Source organism: Sphingomonas sp. TDK1, assembly GCF_001650735.1.
Lineage (GTDB): Bacteria > Pseudomonadota > Alphaproteobacteria > Sphingomonadales > Sphingomonadaceae > Sphingomonas.
In genome coordinates this window covers 36996-57516 of sequence record NZ_LXVY01000003.1, presented here as the reverse complement: position 1 = coordinate 57516, position 20521 = coordinate 36996, and the positions used below count along the sequence as shown (strand labels likewise).

Below are 20521 nucleotides of genomic sequence, written 5' to 3'. Positions count from 1 at the left end.
CCTGCCCCGCCGTTACCCAAGCAGGCTGTGCAGCTCGTCATACAGCGCGTCCGGGTCGAACGGCTTGGCGAGGAACCGGGAGGCCCCGGCTTCCAGCGCACGTCGCTCCACATCCTCGCTGGCAAAGGCGGTGATGAGGATCACCGGCGCCCATCCGGCCGCGCGCAACCGGCGCGCCAGCTGGATGCCGTCGGTGCCGGGCATCTGTACGTCGCTGATGAAACAATCGAAGCCGGAGAGATCGTCGCGCGCAAGCAGCGCATCCGCGGATTCGAACAGCACCGCCGCATGCCCGGCACTGTCCACGAGCATCTCGAGCGAGAGCCGCACATCCTCGTCATCATCCACCACAGCCACGAGCGATTGGACGCTCACGCCAGCAATCCTCCGTCGCGACTATTCCGTCCGCAACTGTGAAGGCGCCTCCATATCGACACAAGCATACCGCGGTAGGGGCGCCATGCCTGAACGAAGGGTAGGCTTTTGCGACAGTCGAGGCTAAACCAGTGTAGCGGCATTGGCGCCCTGCGTTCCCGGATTCGTTCCTACGGTGAAGAAACATGATGTCATGGAGGGATCGGTCTCGCCGGCTGGCAATTTCGCCTCGGCAACCGGTCTATCCGACCCGTACGAGCTGCTGAACGAAAGTGTCGCCCGTTTCGATCCGCAGGGCCGGATCCTTGGCTGGAATCGCGCAGCCCAGCGGCTCTACGGTGCGAGCCGAGCCGCCGCACTGGGCCAGGCCTTCGCCGTGCTGCTGGAAGACCGCAGCGAAGATTGGGACCTTCGCCTGGACGCGTCGGACAACTGGGTCGGCGATGTCGTCCGGCGGACGGTCGACGGTCCGGCTCTCGTCCAGCTGCGCTGGGCAGCCGTTCGGGACGGCGACGGGACACTGCGCGAGATCATCGAGACCAGCCGCGCCGCGCCCGAACTGGAGCGTCTTCGGCGGGAAGTTCGCGGCGCGACCTATCGCTACGAGAACCTGTTCCAGGCGCTGGCCGTCAGCTTTTTCGAGACCGACTTCCGCAAGGTGGGCGATGCGCTGAAGCGCGTGCGCGACAGCGGCGTGACCGACCTGCGCGCCTATCTGCTGGAAGATCCCGCCCGCGTTCGCGCGCTGATGGATCTGGAAGATGTGGTCGACGTCAACGCCGCTGCGGTGAAGCTGTTCGGCGCCACCGAGGTTGCCGACCTCACCGGCATGCGGAGCAGCCGTCTCTGGCCGGACGAGAGCATCCCGGATTATGTCGGCGCGCTGATCGCCGTGATGGAAAAGAAGCCGCACTATGTCTGCGAAACGCGGCTTCGCGCGCTGGACGGTGCGCTGATCGACACGCTGTTCACCGTCGCATGGTCCCCCGAAAGCGCCAAGCGGGGCGTTATGATCGTCGGTATCGTCGACGTGCGCGACCAGAAGAACGCCTTTGCCGAACTCAAGCGCAGCGAGGAGAAGTTCCGACGGCTGTTCGACGCGATGTCGATCGGCTTGCTCGAATATGATTTCTCCAAGGCGGACCCGCTGATCGCGCGCTACCGCGACGACGGCGTGGTCGATTTGGAAAGCCTGTTGCTGGGCGACCCGGTGCGGATGCAGGAAATAGTCGATGCCATGCGGGTCGGCGCCATCAACCAGCGCGCGATGGAGATTTTCGGCCTCGCGCCCGAAGATATCAAGCCGCAGGGCGTAGGCTGGCTTTGGCCGCCCCATACCTGGCCCATTGTCGCCCATGCCGTGAACGGCCGCCTTCATCGGCGCACGATCGCGCCGCAGGACCATCGCTTCCGGCGACCGGACGGGCGCGAGATCGACGTGAACATCACGCTCTGGGCCGATCCCGAACGCCGGCCCGATCGCCCGGTCCTCTGCGGGGTCATCGACATCAGCGAGCGGCTGGAGGCACAGCAACGGCTGGAAGTGCTGCGCACGGAGTTCGCCCATGCCTCCCGCATCGCCACGCTGGGCGAGCTGGTCGCATCGGTCGCGCACGAGATAAACCAGCCGCTGTCGGCGATCATCACCAATGCGGGCACCGCGATCCGCACGCTGGACCGCGACGAGCCCAAGCTGCCGCTGCTCCGCTCGCTGGCGGATCGCAGCCTGGGGGCCGCGCGGCGCGCCGCCGACATCGTCGCCCGCATCCGATCGGTAGTCGCCCCGATCGCACCCGAACGCGAACCGCTGTCACTGCATTCGATGGTGTCCGAAGCCCTGCCCTTTGTCCGCTACGAACTGAAGCAGGGCCAGGTCCATCTCGAGCTGCGGCTCGATTCGAACCTGCCGCGCGCCTCGGGCGACCGGGTCCAGCTGCAACAGGTGGTCGTGAATCTCGTGCTGAACGCGATCCAGGCCTTGCAGGATATTCCGGCCGCCGAACGCCGGATCGAGATCGTCACCGCCCGCGAAGGCGATTTCGTGACGCTGACGGTCGATGATACCGGGCCCGGCTTCGCGCCCGACGATGCGGATCGGCTGTTCGATTCCTTCTATACCACCAAGCCCAGCGGCATGGGCATCGGCCTGGCGGTATGCCGCTCGATCGCGGAATCGCATGGCGGCACCATCCGTGCGAGGGCGCTGGACCGCGGCGCGCGCTTCGTTCTGGCCATCCCACATCTCGAGAGCTCGGAGCCGGACGCGCACCACCTTTGACCTTTGCCGCAACATTCCGCACAACCGCGCGGATGCCGGATCCCTTGCGCAGCGTTGCCCTTGAAGGCGTCGGCAAATCCTACGCGCGGGGCGTGCGGGCGGTCGACGACATATCGTTGACCATCACGGGCGGCAGCTTCGTTGCGCTGGTGGGCGCCTCGGGATCGGGCAAGTCGACCCTGCTGAAGATGATCAACCGGCTGATCGCGCCGAGCGAGGGCCGTGTTACCATCGATGGCGTTCCGGTCGATGCCGAGCCCGCCCCCCTGCTCCGCCGCCGCATCGGCTATGTCTTCCAGAATGTCGGCCTGTTCCCGCACCTGACGGTCGGCGAGAATGTCGCGATCGGGCTGCGGCTGGCGGGGCTGCGCGACCGGGATGCGCGCACTGCCGAGCTGCTTCGTCTGGTCGACCTGCCGGAATCCATGGCCCAGCGCATGCCGGATGCCCTGTCGGGCGGCCAGCGCCAGCGCGTCGGTGTCGCCCGCGCGCTCGCCACCAGCCCGAAGCTTCTGCTGATGGACGAGCCGTTCGGCGCGCTCGATCCGGTCACCCGCGACGCGCTGGGCAAGGCGATCCGCGCGCTGCACGAAACGATGGGCCTCACCACCATTCTCGTCACCCATGACATGGCCGAAGCGCTGCTGCTCGCCGATCGCATTCTGGTGATGGAGGGTGGAAAGCTCGTCGGCGACGCCACCCCGCGCGCGTTGCTCGCCGGCGAGGGCGGCCCGGCCGCCGACGCGCTGGTGGCGGTGCCGCGCGAACAGGCCGAGCGGCTGGCGGCGCTCGCCCGATGACGGCTGCCTTCGCCCGTGTGCCCGAATTGCTGGCGCAGCATCTGTTGCTCGCCTTTGCCGCGCTGCTGCTCGGCATCGCGGTCAGCCTGCCGCTCGCGGTGCTGTCGGCACGGCACCGCGGTGTCGCGCGGGTGGCGCTCGGGCTCGCCAGCCTGATCCAGACCATTCCCAGCCTCGCGCTGCTCGCATTATTCTACCCGCTGCTGCTCTCGCTGTCGGCGCTGGTGGGCGGCGGGATACCGGCGCTAGGGTTCCTCCCGTCGCTGCTGGCGCTCACGCTCTACGCGCTGCTGCCGATCCTGCGGAATGCCGTCACCGGTCTCGTCACGCTGGATCCGGCGGTGCGCGAGGCAGCGGACGGCGTGGGCATGACGCGCTGGCAGAGGCTGCGCATCGTCGAGGCGCCGCTGGTCGCACCCGTGGTGATGGCGGGGATCCGCACCGCCGCCGTCTGGACGATCGGCGCGGCGACACTCTCGACCACGGTCGGCCAGCCGAGCCTTGGCGATCTGATCTTCGCCGGGCTCCAGACCCAGAACTGGACGCTGGTGCTGGTCGGCTGCCTCGCGGCCGCGGCGCTCGCCCTGGCGGTCGATGCGCTGCTCGGGCTGGCGGAATGGGGCATCGGGCGCCGGCGACGCGGCGTGGTGTGGCTGAGCCTCGGCCTGCTAGCCGCCGGCGCGCTGGCGGCACTCGCCCCTGCCTGGCCGGCACCGCGCGGCACGGTGACGATCGGGGCCAAGGGCTTTTCGGAGCAATATATCCTCGCCCGTCTCATCGGCGCGCGGCTGGAAGCGGCGGGGTATCAGGTGCGGTATCGCGAGGGGCTCGGCTCGGGCGTCGCCTATGGCGCGCTCACGAGCAATGCGATCGACGTCTATGTCGATTACTCGGGCACGATCTGGACCAACCAGATGCGCCGCACCGACGTGCCGTCGCGCGCTGCCATGGTTCGCGGCGTGGCGAACTGGGCAAAGCGGACGAACGACGTCACGCTGCTGGGAACGCTTGGGTTCGAAAATGCCTATGCGTTCGTGATGCGCGGCGACGATGCGAAGCGGCGCGGCATCGCCACCATCGCCGATCTTGCCCGGGTGGCGCCTTCGCTGAAGCTGGCGACCGACATCGAGTTTCTCGAACGCTCCGAATGGAAGGCCGTACAGGCAGCCTATGGCCTCCGCTTCGCCGAGGCGCATCCCTATCAACCGACCTTCATGTACCGGGCGCTGACCAGCGGCGCGGCAGACGTGATCCCGGCCTTTTCCTCCGATGGCCGCATCGCCGCGCAGCACCTCACCGTCCTCAAGGATCCGAAGGGCGCGATTCCCGGCTATGATGCGATCCTGCTGGTTTCGCCGGGGCGTTCCGGTGACCAGCATTTCCAGGCTGCCTTGCGACCGCTGATCGGCGCCATTCCGGTCGAGCGGATGCGCGAGGCCAACTATATGGTCGACCGCGACACCGACAAGCAGACCCCCGACGCCGCCGCCAGATGGCTCGCGCGGACGCTCCCACGCTGATCGGGGGATCGCGGCGGAGGCAGCACGCCCGTCCCAGGGCCGCGCAGGCTCCCTGCCGGACGGCGCGGTTGCTGCGGAGGTCGCTCGGTGCGGCTATCACGGTCGGCGGACCGGCCAGGATCGCCTCTTACAGGCCACGGCGATTGCAGGCTCGCTGACGTTCGCTGCGGGATGCACCCCGGAGCCGTTTGTACCATCCGCGCGCCCGGCGTCCTTCGACCGAAACGAGATCTACCACCAACGCCGGTGAGGCTCGGTCGTGCCACAAACTTCCTGCGGGCTTCACTGCCGTATTCCCAATCCCAGCCGGATCCAGGCCTCAAGCTGACCGAACGACCGTTTCGGCGATGTTTGACGATCCATATAATCAAGCTATATCTACTGCGAATCAGTAGCATTATCAAACAAGGGGAGTTTTCGTGAATCATGCAATCGTCCGCCTGACCGGGGCGGCGAGCCTTTTTGCCTATGTGGCTTCCGCGCCTGCCTTCGCTCAAGCGCGTCAGACCACCGTCGCGGCGGAGGTAGACGGTAAGCTCGATCCGTCCACGATCACGGTCACCGCAACGCGCCTTGCCACCGATACGCAGAAGGTGCCGGCGAACGTCACAGTCGTCACCGACGAGAAGATGGCCGACCAGCTTGTCAGCGACGTCAAGGATCTGGTTCGCTTCGAACCCGGCGTGAGCGTGCCGCGTCAACCAGCACGTTTCGGTGCGGCATCGGGCACTACCGGCCGCGCAGGGAATGAGGGTTTTGTCGTTCGCGGCATCGGCGGCAATCGCGTTCTGATCCAGGTGGACGGCGTGCGTGTGCCCGACGGCTTCACCTTCGGCGCGCAGAGCGTGGGGCGCGGCGACTATGTCGATCTCGGCTTGGTAAAGTCGGTGGAGATCCTGCGCGGTCCGGCATCGGCGCTTTACGGCAGCGATGGCCTTGCTGGCGCGATCAGTTTCACCACCGCCGATCCGGGCGACTTCTTGGCAGGCGACAAGTCCGTGGGGGGGCTCGTGCGCGCGGGTTACCAGTCGTCTGACCAGGATTGGACCGAGACCGGCATTTTGGCGGGCAAGTCCGGTGCGTGGTCGGCGATGGTCGCTTATACCCGCCGCGACTTCGCCGAGCTGAAGAACAAGGGCCGCGTCGGTGGCAGCGGGGCTGCGCGCACCAAGGCCAACCCGCAGGATGGCGATTCGAACGCGTTGCTGGGCCGGATCGTCTACGAGCCCGGCGCCGGTCACAAGCTGCGGCTGACCGGAGAATATCTAGACAATCGTCTCGACAGCAACGTGCTGACCAGCGTCAGCGCCAGTGTCGCCGGTACCACCGCCAACGACAACACGAAGCGCAAGCGCGCCGCGTTCGACTGGATCTGGGACGGCCAAGGCAAGATCCAGCGCGCCCGCCTCAGCCTCTACTGGCAGCAGGCCAAGGACCGTCAGTTCTCCGCCGAGGACCGTACCGTGCTTGCCGATCGTACCCGGCTGAACACCTTCGACAATCGCGTGTTCGGTGGATCGGGCGAGATTGTTTTGGACTATGGGACAGGCGCGCTCCGCCACCGACTGATCGTCGGGGCGGACGCAAGCCGTACCCGGCAGGAAGGCATCCGCGACGGCACCGTACCACCGGCGGGTGAGACCTATCCCACCCGTGCCTTCCCGATCACCGATTTCACATTGGCGGGCCTGTTTGTGTCAGACGAGATCAGCGTCGGGCCGGTGACGCTGTTCCCGGCGCTGCGCTTCGACCATTATTCGCTAGACCCCAAGAAGGATGCAGCGCTGCCGACGTTCAACTCGGCGCGCCAGAGCGGTTCGCGCGTCTCGCCCAAGATCGGCGCGACCTGGTCGCTGAGCCCCGACGTGAGCCTGTTCGCCAACTATGCACAGGGCTTCAAGGCGCCCGAGCCCTCCCAAGTGAACCAGTTTTTCCAGAACCTCGCCTTTGGCTATCGCTCCGAGCCCAACCCAAATCTTAAGCCCGAGACAAGCCGCAGCGTCGAAGGCGGCATCCGCTTCGGCGGCGGCGGCGTGCGCGTGCAGTTGACCGGCTTTCATGCCGACTACGACAACTTCATTTCGCAGGAAGTGGTTGGCGGCGCGTTCACCCCTGCCAACCCCGCGGTGTACCAGTTCATCAATCTCGACAAGGCGCGGGTGAACGGGATCGAAGGGCGTGTTGACGCGCGATTTGGTCGCGGATTCACCGCCAACTTTGCCTTTGCCTATGCCGATGGCGATGTGATCCGCAACGGCGCCCAGGCGTCACTGGCGACTGTCGATCCGGCGAAGATGGTCGGCGGGCTCGGCTACCGCGCCCCGGACGGAAGCTTCGGCGGTCAGCTGATCGTGACGCACAGCATCCGGAAGGAAGCGAGCGCCACCACCGGCGTATGCGCCGCCGCCTGCTACCGGCCCGATGCCTTCACCATCGTCGATGCCACCGCCTTCGTGCAGTTGATCCCGGGGCTCACCCTGCGCGCGGGCATCTTCAATCTGTTCGACACGAAATATGCCTGGTGGAACGACGTGCGCGGCCTCGCCGCCAGCTCGACCATCACCGACGCCTACACCCAGCCGGGACGCAACGGCAGCGTCTCGATCAGCTACCGCTTCTGACCATCGGAGGGCACATCATGAAGTTTCGACACATCGGCCTGCTGGCCCTCGTCCTCGCCACGCTGCTGCCGGCACGGCCCGCGGCGGCCGACGGCCCGGTCCGCCCACGCAGCGCCGCCGAGGAGCAGGCGTCGTTCGAGGCCGATCGGCGCGACATCCTCGCCATGGCGGGCACCTTCAAGGTCCGCTTCGACATGCAGGAATCGACATCGTGGCGCGCCGACTACACCCCAATCGACCGCTCGATCTCCGGCGGCAACGAGGTGGTGCGGGTGATCGAGGACACCGGCCGCCATGTCGTCCTCCAGCACCTGCTGGTGGCGGAACAGGGGGGCAAGCCCATAGTGATCAAGCACTGGCGCCAAGACTGGGACTATGAGCCCGCGCGTATACTCGTCTATGCCGGCCCGAACACGTGGACATGGGAAGCGGTGCCCGAGGCGATGCGCCGCGGCCGCTGGTCGCAGACCGTGTACCAGGTCGACGACAGCCCGCGCTATGGCAGCTGGGGCCAGTGGACAACCGAAGGCGGCGTACGGCGATGGCGTTCCGGCTGGACCTGGCGTCCGCTCGCCCGGCGCGACGCGGTGCGCGGCCCCATCTATGACCGCTATCTTGGCATCAACCGCCACCAGCCGACGCCGACCGGCTGGATCCATTGGCAGGACAACACCAAAATGGGCGTGATCGACGGCAAGCTCGCTCCGGTCGTCCAGGAATATGTGCTGAATAGCTACACCCGATTCGACGGCTACGACGTAGCGGCGGCGGACGCCTATTGGACGGCGACCAAGGGGTATTGGGCGGCGATCCGTGCGGAATGGAATCGCATCGCCAACGCAAAGAACGGTATCCGCATCACCGAGGCGGCGCAGGCGGGCACCGTGATCGCGAGCCGACTGCTGGAAATTGCCGACGACCTACGGACCGGGAAGACCGAGGAAGCCGACGCGATCGCGCTGGCGAAGAAGCTCATGGATCAGGCGACCAAGGCTGCCTGATCCAGCGCGCGGGCCGGGGAGTTCGAAGGCCACCGGCCCGCACGCGAATAGGTGACCCTAGGATCGAAGGAGCCGGAGCAAGTCTCTAGATCACAGCGATTATACGCCTCGGACACCGTGGCATCGAGCACACCGATCTTCGTCGTCAGCGGATCGACAGGCGGAGCGGGTCGCGATCAGCGCTACGGCAAGAAAGCACGAGGTCATCATGTTCACCAGCCTGTCAGTTCATCTGGCCTCGGAGGAAGGCTATCAGCTTGGAATCGCTGCCAGTGCGCTCGAGGATCGGTAGGATAATCCGCCATCCGTTGTCGCTGTTGGTCAGGATGACGATCCCGTCTCCGGTTGTGCGATCGATGGCGGCGAATGTGAAGGAACCGGCATCCTTGCCGGTGTGGAGCATCGTTGTCCCGCCGGGAAAGCCCAGCAGCTGCCAGCCCAGCCCAAAGCCAGTCCAGGCAGGGCACGTGCTTCCTTTCGGGCCAGCGCATGTATCGGGCGTTAGATCCGCCTGCAGCCGGCTGCGCTCTGCCGCGATCGAAGACGCCAAGCCCTTGTCCGCTTGGACCTCGATGAGGAATTTGGCGTAATCTCGAGCCGTCGCATGGGCCAGGTCCGCGGCATTGTAGTGCATCACCGGCTCGGCGGGCAGCGGCTTCCCGGCGGCATCATAGGGCAAGGCGACGGGGATCGTGGCGCCTTGCGCTGACACATAGCCCGATGCGCGCATGTTCGACGGAGCGAAAAGCCAGCGCGCGGCAAGCGCTTCAAACGACTGCCCGGTGCGATGCTCGGCATACCGCGCGGCATATTGATAGCCTTCCCCGGAATAGCCTGTGGTGGTGCCAGGGTCATGATCGAAAGCCAGGCCAGTCTTGTCGCGCCAGTTCGGCAGACCGGTACGGTGACTGAGCGCCATGCGGACCGTCAGCTTCATCCGCCGAGGATCGTTCGTCAGATCAGGGTCGCTCCAATAGCGATCCATCGGTTCATCGAGCGACAATTTGCCTGCCGACACCAGTCGCAGGACAATTTCCGCCGTCAGCGGCTTCGTCAGCGAAGCCAGATTATAGGGTGTGTCGACCGTCGCCGCCCTGCGCGGTCCTGCCATGCCCCAAGCGCCCGTCGCGACGATCCGCCCGTTGCGGATCAGGGCGACCGACATACTCTTCACATGGTGATCACGCAGCGTCGCGGTCATGTCCGGAAGTACCGCACGCGGTTTTGCGTCTGCCATGGAAACCAACGCCGGAAGGACTATCATTGCGCCGAAGACCATTCGCTTCAGCGATGCGCCAAGTGATATACTCATATAATACAGCTAGCCAAGTTTACGTTCGGCATCAACATCGATTTTTGCCGACCGCATCGCCCTTTTAGCCCGTTGCGCTCTCTCACAGAAACGTCCCGCAACGAGCGGGAAATTGGCAGGCGAAGCCCGAAGAATGATCCATTCTAAATCTGACTGGCCCGGGCAAATCGCCGCAAGGGCAAGTCAACCTTCGCTCACCAGATGCATTAGCAAACCCCTCGGATCGCCAAGCAAGACAGTCAGTCCCATGTCCCCGACGAGCATCATCCTCGCTCGCGAACAGCGACCGGGGCGGTCCGGCTTGGTACGGCCAAGCGACCGAGTGGATCGCCCGCAAAGCCGCAAGGATGCAGGAGCGGCGCATCGGGCAAACCCGCCGAGGAGCCTGCATAACGATAATATACCGTATAATATGCCATTGACCCTGGGCAAGCAGCATGGTCTAAACACCGCCGGGATGGGGGCTATCAGGATGGGGCATATGCGTAGATCGCAACGGCGGCGGCTTGGACTGGCGTTGCTGTTGGCAGCCCCCCTGTCGGCACTCGCTCAGCCGGCGCCACAGACGATCGAAGCACGCTATGCACTCGCCGACCGCTATCTTGGCGACGGGCTGAGCAAGCTGATCGTCGATCGCAGCCTGCGTGCGGCCTTTACCACCGACAGCGCCGGCATCGTCTATCGGCATGGCCCTTCGGGTGCGCGGACGATCGCCTATTTCGATATCGCCACTGCGAGCACGCGCCCCATCGGTAGCGAAGCAGCGATCGCCGCCGCGATCGCCAGGGCGACCGGTCAGCCGCTCAAGCCCGATGCGCTCCAGATCGACGATGCCGCGTTCGATCGCGCGACCGGTACGCTGCGGTTCAGCGCCGGACATCGCGACTGGGTGTGGCGCGCCGACGGAACACTGACCCCCGGCGCGGACCCCCAGGAATCGCGGTCACCGGACGGGCGCTTCGGAATCGTCGCGCGCGACAACAATCTCTATGCCGTCGATACTGCCAGCGGCCGCGAAGTCGCGCTGACCACCGACGGCACGCGCGACCAGCCCTATGGCCGTGGCATTCCCGAGCTCGCCGACATCCTGGCGCAGGGGACCGAGGATCCCAGGATGCCGGTCTCGATCCGCTGGTCGCCCGACAGCAAGCGGATCGTTACCTGGCGCCTCGATACGCGCGACGTGGTGCGGCTCGGCATCGTGCAGGCGACTCCGCCCGGCAGCCTCTACCCGCGAACCTTCCGCTACATCTATCCGCTCGCCGGTGCGGAGAAGCTGCCCCAGGCGACCCGCTACGTGGTCGATGTCGAGGACGCGCTGCGCCGGCGCAAGGCGCGGCTGGTGAAACTCGACATCCCGAGCGAATCGCTGCTCTACCCGGCCGATCCGGACATGAATTGGGTGAACGGCAAGGTTCGCGCGCAATGGACCGAACGCGGCTACACGCAACTCGTCGTGTATCACGCCGATCCGGAGACCGGCGCCGCGACGGTGGTCGCGCGTGAGGCGCTGGCGCCGAATGTTTCGGTCGTCTCGAGCTTCCTGATGCCCGCACCCGATTTGGGCGGCGAGCTCGTCGTCTCCGAACGCAGCGGCTGGGCGCAGCTCTATCTCGTCCGTCCCGATGCACCGGCGGGCGGCATCCCGCTGACCCGCGGCGAATGGGAGGTTATCGGCGTCGACCATGTCGATGCGGCCGCGGGCGCGATTCTGGTGCGCGGCGTAGGCCGGGAGCAGGATCGCAATCCCTACTACACTGCGCTCTACCGGGTGAGCACGCGCGGCGCGCAGCCGCTGCTGCTCACGCCCGAGCCGGTGAACCACGATGTTCTCGTCGCGCCGGACGGCAAGACCTTCCTCGACGCAATGTCGACGCCCGCCCAGCCGACCCGCACGGTCGTGCGCAGCGCGGTGGATGGCCATGTCCTGGCCGAACTGGGCCGGGCAGACCCCAGTGCGCTGCTCGCCGGCGGATATCGGATGCCGGAGCCGTTCCAGGGCGTAGCGGCCGACGGCAAGACGCCGATCTACGGCATGATCTATCGCCCCGCGCAGTTCGATGCGAACCGCCGCTATCCGGTGATCGACAATGTCTATACCGGCCCCACCACCACGCAGGTGCCGGTAAGCTGGACGGCCGCGGTGGGGGCGCCGGGCTCCAGCGTTTCGCAGCTTGGCGCGATCGTGGTGATGATCGATGGCCGCGGCACTTCGCGGCGCGGTCGCGCGTTTCGCATGCCCGCCTATCAGAATTTGGGCGAGGTGGGGCTGGACGACCATATTGCGCTGATCCGCCAGATGGCCGAACGCTACCCGCAGCTCGACCTTTCCCGCGTCGGCGTCTTCGGCGGATCCGCCGGCGGATATGATGCCGCGCGCTTCACGATCCGGCGGCCCGGCTTCTTCAAGGTCGGCATAGCCTCGTCGGGCAATCACGACCTGCGGCTGGACAAGGCCTGGTGGCCCGAAGTGACGATGGGCGCCGCAAGCCCCAACGACTGGGCGCGGAACTCGAACATGGTCGCGGCGCCCAATCTCGGCGCCAAGCTGCTGCTGATCCATGGCGACATCGACGACAATGTCCCGATCACCGAGAGCTTCCAGCTCGCCACGGCACTGATCTGGGCGGGGCGAGACGTCGACATGGTGGTGCTGCCGAACACCACCCATTCGGTCTACCAGCCCTATTTCTGGCGCAAGTTCCGCGATTATTTCGTCCGCAACCTGATCGGCGAGGCGCCGCCCGCCGATATCGGTTTCGACGCGCCCGCCTGGCGCGAACAACGCCCGCTGCTGCGCCCTGAACAATGAGGTCCCCGATGCGCTCCGCCCGCCTGATCCTCGCCGCCGCCGCGCTTGCGGGCGTCAGCAGCCTGCCGTTCTCCGCCCCGTTGTCCGCACAGGAACAGCAAGCGCCGAAACCGGTCTATCCCCCGATCCGCACGACAGCGCTGCGCGTCGGCGGCTTCCTGCTCGAGCTGCGCAGCGACACCGGAACGCTCGCCCGCCTGTCGCCCGCCGCCGAGCCAGCGTTCGACTTCGTTCCGGGGGCCCGTGAAGCGGAACGGCAGGGCGACGGCTATAATCATATCGGCGATATCAACCTTCGCCTGCGGACTGCCGGCGGTGATTGGCGCGACTTTGCCTCGGCCCGCGCGCGAAGGCCGATCCGCTCCTTGCCCGCCGCCCCCGGCGTGCTGGCGGCGGCCGACATTAGCGCCAGCATGGGCGAAGGCATGCCGCTGCGCGTCGAGCGGCGCTGGATCGCCGCGGCCGGCGTGCCGGTGCTGCGCTTCCGGCTGGTCAACACCTCCCACACCCCGGTGGAGATCGGCGGGCTGGGCCTGCCGATGGTGTTCGACAACATCATCCGCGACCGCACATTGGAAACCGCCCACGCCCAAGCGAGCTTCGTCGATCCCTATATCGGCCGCGATGCCGGCTATCTCCAGGTCACGCGGCTGAGCGGCAAGGGCCCGGCGCTGCTGGTGCTGCCCGACGGCAAGACGCCATTGGAGAACTACGCCCCGCTCAAGAACCCGCGCGAGCCCGGCGCGATCTTCACCGACAAGAGCGAGCGCAGCCAAGTCTCGGAAGGCTTTTACGACTGGACGGTCGCCTCCAGGGGATTTGTCGACCAGGAATGGCGCAAGGCCGGCGAGCAATGGAACCCCGCCAGCAGCTTCACCCTCGCGCCGGGCGAGGCACGCGAGATCGGCGTGCGGCTGGTGCAGGCACCGTCGATCCGCGGCATTCAAGCAACGCTGATCGCGCAAGGGCGGCCGGTCGCGCTCGGCGTGCCCGGCTATGTCGTGCCGAACGATCTCGAAGCGTCGCTCTTCCTCCACTATACGAAGCCCGTCGCGAAGGTGGACGTCTCCCCCGCCGGGGCGATGACCCTGACGGCGGCCGGGACGGTGAATGGCTGGCGGCGCTACACGGTGCGGGGCCTTGGCTGGGGCCGAGCCCGCGTCACCATCACCTATGCGGACGGGACCGCGCAGACGGTCAGCTATTTCGTCACCAAGCCGCTCGAAAAGACCATGGCCGATCTCGGCCGCTTCACCACGACGAAGCAATGGTTCGACGATCCCAAGGACCCGTTCGGTCGTTCGCCCGCGATTCTCAGCTATGATCGTGAAGCGGACAAGATCCTCACCCAGGAACCGCGCGTGTGGATCGCAGGGATGAGCGACGAGGGCGGCGCCGGCGGCTGGATCGCGGCGATCATGAAGCAGCTCGACAATCCCGATCCGGCCGAGATCGATCGACTCGAGACGCTGGTCGACAAGACGATCTTCGGCAAGCTCCAGGAGGCCGGCGGCGAGCATATCGGCGCCGTGAAGAAGAGCCTGTTCTACTACGATCCCGCCGCCTTCCCGAGCTATTACGACCCGGCGGCGAACTGGAAGACCTGGACAAGCTGGTCGAAGAAGGATGCGGGCGATCTCGGCCGTTCGTTCAACTACCCGCATGTCGCGCTCGGCTATTGGACGCTGTACCGGCTGGCGCGCAACCACCCCGGGCTCGTCACCCATCACGACTGGCGCTGGTATCTCGACCATGCCCGGATGACGATCGTCGCGATGATGCGCGATGCACCCTATTACACCCAGTTCGGGCAAATGGAGGGCGAAGTCTTCGTCGATATTCTCGACGATCTGAAGCGCGAGGGGATCGCCGACGGCGCGGCGCAAATCGAGGCGCTGATGAAGTCGCGGGCGGATCACTGGGCGGGGCTCGCCTATCCGTTCGGCAGCGAGATGGCGTGGGATTCGACCGGTCAGCCCGAAGTCTATGCCTGGATGCGCTATTTCGACCATCCGAAACAGGCGGCGGAGACGGTGGAAGTGATCCTCGGCTATGATCCGTTGATCCCGCACTGGGGCTATAACGGCAATGCCCGGCGCTATTGGGACTTCCTCTATGGCGGCAAATATCCGCGCATCGAGCGCCAGATCCACCATTACGGCTCGACCAACAATGCGCTGCCGCTGTTCGAGGCGTTCCGCGCGAACCCCACCGACCTGCATCTGTTGCGCGTCGCCTATGGCGGGCTGATGGGCGGCATCACCAATATCGATCGCGACGGGTTCGGATCGGCGGCGTTCCACAGCTGGCCGGACCGGATGGAATGGGATCCGTATAGCGGCGACTATGGCTCCGGCTATTTCGCCCATGCCTATGGCGCCGCCACCTATCTGGTGAAGGACCCGGTGTTCGGCTGGCTCGGCTATGGCGGCAATGTGCGGATGGCCGCCGATGCCGTGACGATCTCGCCTAAGGACGGTGCGCGCAGCCGGCTGTTCGTTGCACCGGCGGGGCTATGGATTACGCTGGAAGCGGGCAAGATCGCCGCCGCACGCTATGCCCCGGCGACCGGCGTGGTGACGCTCACGCTGGATCCGCGCACCGCCATGACCCCGCGCGCGCTGATCCGGCTGGAGAAAACCACCCCCGGGCGGAGCTATCAGGTCGAGGACGGCACGCCCGAACGCGGCGGCGCGACCCTATCGCTCGCTGCCAGCCCGCTAACGGTGCGCTTGTTGCCCTCACGGCCTTAGCCCGCGCGCACATCGAAGGTGCCCGCACCGATCTGCGCCGCCAGCTGCGTGGCTGATCCCCCGCCTCGGCGCATCGTGCCGCGCGGCCGCAAGAACCATCCGCCACGCAGTCACATCCTGGGAATGGCACTGCGGGCGCCTTTACCGAAAGAGCCATCATGCGCGCCCTACTGCCTCTGATCGCCCTGCTCCCCGCGCCCGTGCTTGCACAGGCCCAAGCCGACGCGCCGACCGTGCAAGGTGCGGGCAATCCCATTCTTGCCGACGGACGCTATTACAGCACGGATCCCGCGCCGTTCGTCGATGGAGACACATTGTGGATCCTCGCCGGGCGCGACGAAGCGCCCGCTGGGATCAATGATTTCATCATGAACGAGTGGCAGTTACTCGCCACCAACGATCCCGCGACGGGCGAATGGCGGCACACCCCGGCAATCGCGCGTCCCGAAACCATGTTCGCCTGGGCAGAGCCGGGACGCGCCTATGCCGGCCAGATCGTCAAGGCCCGCGACGGGCGCTTCTATTTCTATGCCGCCGTTCTGCAGAACGAGAAGACCGCCGCCCCCGGCACGCGGGACCGGTTCGCCATCGGCGTGGCAGTGGCCGATCGCCCGACCGGGCCGTGGCGGGATGCGCATCCTGCGGGCCCGATCGTGTCGCAGGCTGTACCCATCGCCAACGATATCCAGAACATCGATCCCACCGTGTTCATCGACGATGATGGCAGGGTTTTCCTCTATTGGGGTACGTTCGGCAGGCTTCGCGCCGTCGAGCTTGCGCCCGACATGGTGACGATCAAGGGGCAGGAACAACCGATCGCAGGCGCCACCGGCTTTTTCGAGGCGCCCTGGCTGATGAAGCGCAACGGCACCTATTATCTTCTCTATGCCGCCAACAATGCAGGGCCGAACAGCCCGTGCACCCCGGCAATCTATCATGCCTGCCAGGCCTATGCGTCGGCGCCCTCGCCGCTCGGACCCTGGACCTATCGGGGCGTGATCCTGCGGCCGGTCTCCTCGACGACCTCGCATGCAGGCGCCGTTGCGTTCAAGGGACGCTGGTATCTTGCCTATCACACCGCCGATGCCGCCGGGGGCGGGCACTTCCGGCGCTCCGTCGCGCTGGACCTGCTGGCGTGGGACGACACGGTGTCCCCCGCCGCGATCCGCCCGGTGACGCCGACGCGCAGGCCCGCCCCGCCGCCGCCACCCAGTCGCAACGTGGCGCCCGGCGCGGTCGCCGCGGCGTCGAACGAACCGGTGCCGGTGCAGTACTGGATCGCCGCGCTCAACGACGGCCTCATCCGCGAGGCGCCGCTGCCGCCGGACATGTGGGCCAACTGGAGCCGCGCCAATCCCGCGCGCGCCTGGATCGAATATCGCTGGGCGGCGCCGGTGACGCTCAACGCCAGCCGCATCCGCTTCTTTGCCGATCATCCCGCCGGCGCGAGCGAGGGAATCGCCCCGCCGGCGCGCTGGCATCTCGAATTTTGGCGCAACGGCTGGAAACCGGTTCGCGCGGCCGGTGGCGCCGCCCCCCGCGCCGACCATTTCGCAGAGCTGCGCTTCGCACCGGTCACGACGCGCTGCCTGCGTGCAGTGTTCGATGCATCGGGTGGCGGGGGCACCTATTCGGGCGTGGGCGTGCAGGAATGGGAAGCGCTGGCGGTCAAGCCCGTACCGCGTCCGTCGCGGCCGACGGGTGTCGTACCGCCCTGCGACGGGCGATGACGGTCGCACGTCGCCACGCCGAAAATGACGGGCTGCCCGGCGCCGGGACGCCGGGCAGCCCGCAACCTCAGAAACGGGCCGATATGCCCACCCGCAAGGTCCGTCCCCGCACGTCGTAATAGGCGGGGAAGGTGTTGAAATACTGCCCGATAATGTAGGATGGGTCGTTGCCGATCAGGGGCGGGTGCTTGTCGAACAGATTCTGGACGTTGAACCGCAGGTCGATCCCCTTCACCAGCGTGACATTCGAGTTGAAATCGAAATAGCTGTAGCCGGGGATATGGCTGGCCAGCGGATAGGTCTGCCCCGGTGCCGCGGCCAGCACGGTGTTGCTCGACAATTTCGAGATGCGGGTCGGCCCGGTGTAGCGCCAGGTAAGGCCTACCCCGCCCTTGATCCACGGCAGCTGCCACTGCACGGCCGCGACATGACGCCAGCGCGGCATCGGATCGCCGCACGCGAAGCCGAAATAGCCGAGGCACGACCAGGGGGTGTTGCCGGGCGCGAACTGCCGCTCATACTTCGTCGTCAGCGTGCCGTTGAGGTTCAGGTTGAATGTACCAAGATGATCGCCAATCCCCAGCCGCTTCGGATCGAGCGCATAGTTGGTCGAGAAGTCGATGCCGCGCGTAGCAGTGTAGCCGGAATTATTGTAGCGGGCGTCGGCCACCAGCAGCACGCCCGACTGGGGATCACGCTTGTAGAACTGGCAGAAGAACTGGACCTTGTTATCATAGCATTGGCTGAACGCCATGCCGATGCGGGTCCATTCGAACGCGCCGCGGATCATGATGTCATACCAGTCTACCGTGGCGGTGAAGCCTGGGAAGAAGCTTGGCTGAATCACCGTACCCACGGTGATGCTGCGCGAGCGTTCCGGCTGCAGGCTCGAATTGCCGCCATTGACCAGCGTCGTCGGGCAGAAGCCGTTGGAATCGCAGCCGGTGTAGCTGCTCAGCGCATCATATTGCGCCCGCGTCATGCCGATCGAGCATTGCTCGAACGTGTAGCGCTTCGGGCCGTTGCCGCTCGCAGAGGCGCGCGGCGGTGCGCACAGGTCGAGCATCGGCGAGTTCGAATAGCGGTTTTCGCCCTCCAGCCGCTCCAGCACGCCGACGCGCACCGCGCGGTTGTAGCTGCCGCGGAAGCGCAGGCCGTCGACCGGGGCCCAGCTCGCCTCTGCCTTCCAGCTGTGGATCAGGCTGCTGTACACGTCGTAATCGGAAATCCGGTAGCCGCCGTTGACGGTGAGCTCCTTGAAGAACGGCTTGTTCTCGATCAGCGGAATGTCGATTTCGCCGCCCAGCTCGCGGACGCTGGTGCTTCCGTCGAAGGTGGTAAAGTTCGACCAGACACCATAGCCCTGCGACTGGTTCCGATATTTTCGATACTCGCCGGTGACCGCGAACCCGATGCCGCTGGTGGCGAACGGGCTCTTCAGGCCATAATCCTCCAGCGTGCCGGAAACGACGCCGTTGAGCACCCGGAGGTCGTTCTGCTGCCGGCGGCTACCCGCCGACGTCACCCAATTATACACCGCGTCGCTGATCGACGTGTTCGACGAGAAGGCGTCGATCGGCTGGCAGTTGGGATCGGTGCCGTCGATCTTCGACAGGCAGGTCGGGGTGCCGTTGACGTTGCGCACCTGCAACCCGCGCGCCATACGATCGGGAAGATCGTCATACCACAGGTGGTCGGCCGAGCCCTGCTGGATATTGCGCGTCTGCTGATAGCCCAGCTCGAACCGGACCTTGTCGACGATCTTGCCCGACAGCGTCAGCGCGCCGCGCCAGTCGGTGGTGGTGTTGCGGAAGTTCTGGAACATGCCCGGCCGGAACAACGACAGGCTGATCGGATCACTGAGCGCCGCGGTGCCCGCTGCCGGGCCGCATATCATCTGCGCCTGCTGCTGGCCGAGGAACGGATTGTCGCAGTTGACCGGCGCCGAGGGCGTCCACAGGCCGCCATCGACCGAGTTGCGGCCATTTTCGACGATGTGGCTCCACAGGAAGCTGCCGCCCAGTCGCATGCCGAAGGGCAGGTCCGCGGTGACGAAGCCGCCGGCATTCACCGTCTCGCTGCGTCGCTGCACCGAGTCGACCCGCTGGATGCGCTTTTCGTCGGCCGTGTCGTACGGGCGGAAGCTGCGCGAGCCGTCCTTCGCGTTGGTCATGTCCTGACCGTTCACGGTAAAATAGTTGTACGGGTTGTAGGTGGTGCCGTCACACGTCCACTTCGTGTTGCCCGCACTCGGATTGGTGGGATCGAACATCAGCAGCGGGCAATTGGTGGTGTCCAGGTCCCGGTACTGGATCGGGTCGGCCTTCTTGTACGTCGCGAAGCCGCTGATGTTGACATGGTCGCCGAGGAACGACTTGCCCGCCGCCAGCGACGCGAAGTAGTTCCCGCCGCCAAGATAATAGCCATTAGGAAACGAATAGCCCGCATTCCGGGCGACCCCGGCCAGCAGCTTGCTGTTGTTGTTATGGTTGAATCCGCTGACCTCGCCATCGAACGCAATCCCGTTGAATTTGCGCTTGATGATGAAATTGACAACGCCGGCGATCGCATCCGAACCATAGACGGCGGAGGCGCCGCCGGTCATGATGTCGATCCGCTCGATCAGCGCGCCGGGGACGATGTTGACGTCATTGTCCATGCGCTGCCCGTTGAGCAGGGTAAGCGTCCGTCCGGCGCCCAGCCGGCGCAGGCCGACGGGTGCAGCGCCCGAAGTCCAGCTGGCACCCTGCAACCCCAGCATCGGCGTGACCTGCGGCAATTGCGCCAGCGCGTCCTCGACACGCGCGAGGCCCCGCTCCTTCAGATACGCGGCATCAATGGTGGTGATCGGGGCGTTGCTCGTCATGTTCGGGCGAACGATGCGTGTGCCCGTCACGATGATGTCGTCGCTGTCCCGCTGGGTCTTTTCCGCGTCTGCCGTGTCGGCCGTGACGGGGACGGAACTTGAATCCTGCTGAGGGCCACTCAAGCTCGCCGTGCTGACCTGCGCCGATGCTGCCCCGGTCAGCGACATCGCGATCAAAGACACACCCACGCTCAACTGCTTGGCGCGATATTTCATCAACTTACCCCCCGGTTCGTTTTTATCGTCCGGGGAGGCTACCGCAGCTTGGATCCATACGCAAATATATTATACGATATTCAGTGTGGGCAGTGCTGCACGCGATGTCGCTGCCTGCCAATTCTTGCGCCTGCGGTGCTGTGATTGCGTGCCGAACGGCCGACAGAGTGGCTCGAGAACGAAAATCCGCGCTTCACGATCGAGCATTGGCCGATCCCGGAGTCTCATTGAGAAGCC

At 65.9% G+C, this 20521-nt stretch carries 11 protein-coding genes; 8 read left to right on the top strand and 3 right to left on the bottom strand.

Features of this window, described 5'->3' with window-relative positions; translation table 11 throughout:
- Positions 1-12 precede the first annotated feature (12 nt).
- Positions 13-375, bottom strand: a complete 363-nt coding sequence (locus tag A7X12_RS02390) for a response regulator (RefSeq protein WP_064310057.1) — start codon at positions 373-375, stop codon at positions 13-15.
- Between the two features lie 175 nt (positions 376-550).
- Here A7X12_RS02390 and A7X12_RS02385 point away from each other — a divergent pair, with 175 nt between their 5' ends.
- The 5 genes from A7X12_RS02385 to A7X12_RS02365 all read left to right on the top strand — a co-directional run bounded on the left by A7X12_RS02385 (position 551) and on the right by A7X12_RS02365 (position 8595).
- Positions 551-2653 carry a PAS domain-containing sensor histidine kinase gene (locus A7X12_RS02385; protein WP_157105480.1) on the top strand — a complete coding sequence of 701 codons (2103 nt, stop codon included), beginning with the start codon at positions 551-553 and terminating at the stop codon, positions 2651-2653.
- A 32-nt stretch (positions 2654-2685) separates the two neighbouring features.
- Positions 2686-3453 carry an ATP-binding cassette domain-containing protein gene (locus A7X12_RS02380; RefSeq protein ID WP_064310055.1) on the top strand — a complete coding sequence of 256 codons (768 nt, stop codon included), beginning with the start codon at positions 2686-2688 and terminating at the stop codon, positions 3451-3453.
- Complete coding sequence (locus A7X12_RS02375; protein WP_064310054.1) at positions 3450-4973, top strand: ABC transporter permease/substrate-binding protein; 1524 nt, start codon at positions 3450-3452, stop codon at positions 4971-4973. The genes A7X12_RS02380 and A7X12_RS02375 overlap by 4 nt, the downstream gene beginning before the upstream one ends.
- Positions 4974-5392: 419 nt before the next feature.
- Entirely contained in the window at positions 5393-7594 is a 2202-nt protein-coding gene (locus A7X12_RS02370; RefSeq protein ID WP_084444980.1) for a TonB-dependent hemoglobin/transferrin/lactoferrin family receptor, read from the top strand.
- Positions 7595-7611: 17 nt separating this feature from the next.
- The gene (locus A7X12_RS02365; protein ID WP_064310053.1) at positions 7612-8595 is read left to right on the top strand and encodes a DUF6607 family protein; all 984 of its coding nucleotides are present in this window, start codon (positions 7612-7614) and stop codon (positions 8593-8595) included.
- A 223-nt stretch (positions 8596-8818) separates the two neighbouring features.
- On the opposite strand, the gene A7X12_RS02360 is transcribed toward A7X12_RS02365, so the two are convergent.
- Complete coding sequence (locus A7X12_RS02360) at positions 8819-9832, bottom strand: serine hydrolase domain-containing protein (protein ID WP_232318284.1); 1014 nt, start codon at positions 9830-9832, stop codon at positions 8819-8821.
- Between the two features lie 556 nt (positions 9833-10388).
- On the opposite strand from A7X12_RS02360, the gene A7X12_RS02355 reads away from it, so the two are divergent.
- From A7X12_RS02355 to A7X12_RS02345, 3 genes are all read left to right on the top strand, one after another.
- On the top strand, positions 10389-12719 hold the full coding sequence (locus A7X12_RS02355) for a S9 family peptidase (protein WP_064310249.1): 2331 nt from the start codon (positions 10389-10391) through the stop codon (positions 12717-12719).
- 8 nt (positions 12720-12727) lie between these two features.
- On the top strand, positions 12728-15472 hold the full coding sequence (locus tag A7X12_RS02350; RefSeq protein WP_064310052.1) for a DUF5695 domain-containing protein: 2745 nt from the start codon (positions 12728-12730) through the stop codon (positions 15470-15472).
- Between the two features lie 158 nt (positions 15473-15630).
- The gene (locus A7X12_RS02345; RefSeq protein ID WP_064310051.1) at positions 15631-17202 is read left to right on the top strand and encodes a family 43 glycosylhydrolase; all 1572 of its coding nucleotides are present in this window, start codon (positions 15631-15633) and stop codon (positions 17200-17202) included.
- 67 nt (positions 17203-17269) lie between these two features.
- Here A7X12_RS02345 and A7X12_RS02340 read toward each other — a convergent pair whose 3' ends face one another.
- Complete coding sequence (locus A7X12_RS02340; RefSeq protein WP_232318282.1) at positions 17270-20257, bottom strand: TonB-dependent receptor domain-containing protein; 2988 nt, start codon at positions 20255-20257, stop codon at positions 17270-17272.
- Positions 20258-20521: the final 264 nt, after the last annotated feature.